This window comes from Mesorhizobium sp. P3_A2 (assembly GCF_056403115.1).
Window position 1 is genome coordinate 1 of the sequence record NZ_JBFUGC010000053.1, and the last position, 648, is coordinate 648.

At 68.4% G+C, this 648-nt stretch carries 2 protein-coding genes; both read right to left on the reverse strand.

What is annotated here, in order from left to right:
• A partial coding sequence (locus AC1DXM_RS31960; protein WP_477239549.1) for a condensation domain-containing protein occupies positions 1 to 343 on the reverse strand: 343 nt, incomplete at its 3' end.
• On the reverse strand, positions 340 to 648 hold a 309-nt coding region (locus AC1DXM_RS31965; RefSeq protein ID WP_477239551.1), incomplete at its 5' end, for a hypothetical protein. The genes AC1DXM_RS31965 and AC1DXM_RS31960, both read right to left, overlap by 4 nt.

The following is a 648-nucleotide window of genomic DNA, read 5'->3' on the forward strand; positions in this document are numbered from 1 at the left end:
CGCGCGCCAGCGGCGCCCGGTCGAGCGCGAAGCCGCGCCGCCGATCCTCGCGCAGATGCTCTTCCAGCCGGCCCGCCGGATCGTCGCTCCAGTCCAACCAGACAAGCGGAAGTTTGGCCACCGGCTCAACCCACTGAAGCGGCTCGCCGTCGCGCCACGAAAACCGCGTCCGCAGCGCGTCGTGGCGCGCTACGATCGCATTCCACGCCGAGGCGAAGCGCGCGCGGTCGAACTCGCTTTCGAGCTCAAGCACGACTTGCTGGTGATAAAAGCCGGCGCCCGGCGAGGAAACCGCGTGAAACAGCAGCCCTTGCTGCAAGGAGGTCAGTCGGTCGCCGCTCAACGGGTCGCCTCCAGATAGTCGCTTTGCGCATCCAAGCGCAACGCGGCCGCGGACTCGAGACCGGCCAGCTCGTCTTCGAAGCTTTTGGCGAGGCGTTCGATGGTGTCGGGGTTATGGCGGGCGGGCGAGTAGGTCCAGTGCACCTGCAGGCGCCGGTCGACCACCACGGCGTTGAAGTCAATCAGGAACCGCCGTCGCGCCGAGGCCGCCCGCCATGGCCCGGTCGCCTCGTCCGCAAACGTGAACAGCGCCTCCGGCTCCCCACCGATCCGGCCGAGATAGTTGAAGCTGACCTCCGGCTCCGC